Annotated in this window: 1 protein-coding gene; it reads left to right on the top strand. The window is 64.4% G+C overall.

What is annotated here, in order from left to right:
• Positions 1-751, top strand: a 751-nt coding sequence (locus VBE63_RS30800; protein WP_323686745.1) for a PEP-utilizing enzyme, incomplete at both ends; no start/stop codon positions are given.

The following is a 751-nucleotide window of genomic DNA, read 5'->3' as shown; positions in this document are numbered from 1 at the left end:
CGGTGTCGGCTTCACCCGCAACCCCGGTACCGGTGAGAACAAGCTCTACGGCGAGTACCTGATCAACGCCCAGGGCGAGGACGTGGTCGCCGGTATCCGCACCCCGAAGCCGCTCGATCGGCTCACGGTCGAGATGCCGCAGATGGCCGAGGAGTTGGCCGAGCTGCGCGCCAAGCTCGAGACGCATTACCGCGAGGTGCAAGACTTCGAGTTCACCATCGAGCGCGGCGTGCTCTATTGCCTGCAGACCCGCAATGGCAAGATGAACGCGCAGGGCATGGTGCGCACCTCGGTGGAGATGGAGCAAGAGGGCCTGATCAACAAGGAGCAGGCCTTGCAGCGCATCGATCCGATCAGCCTCGAGCAGATGCTGTTCCCGCGTCTGGACCCAAGCTCGAAGGTGGAGCCGGTCGCCCAAGGGCTGCCGGCCTCACCGGGTGCGGCTGCTGGTATTGCGGTGTTCGATGCCGACCGGGCGCATCAGCTGGGTCATGATCTGGGGCAGAAGGTGATCCTGGTGCGTGAGGAGACCAAGCCCGAGGATATCCATGGCTTCTTCGCCTCCGAGGGCATCCTGACCGCACGCGGTGGTAAGACCTCGCACGCGGCGGTGGTGGCGCGCGGCATGGGTAAGCCCTGTGTGGCTGGTGCCGAGGGCATCAGTGTCGATGTCTCGCGACGCGAGGCGATCGTTGGTGCGACCAGCTTCAAAGAAGGTGACACCATCACCATCGATGGCTCCTCAGGCCGT

The sequence above is a fragment of the Lamprobacter sp. genome (assembly GCF_034860625.1).
Lineage (GTDB): Bacteria > Pseudomonadota > Gammaproteobacteria > Chromatiales > Chromatiaceae > Lamprobacter.
Note: the sequence above shows the minus strand (reverse complement) of the source record. Positions and strands in the feature narration are given on the sequence as shown.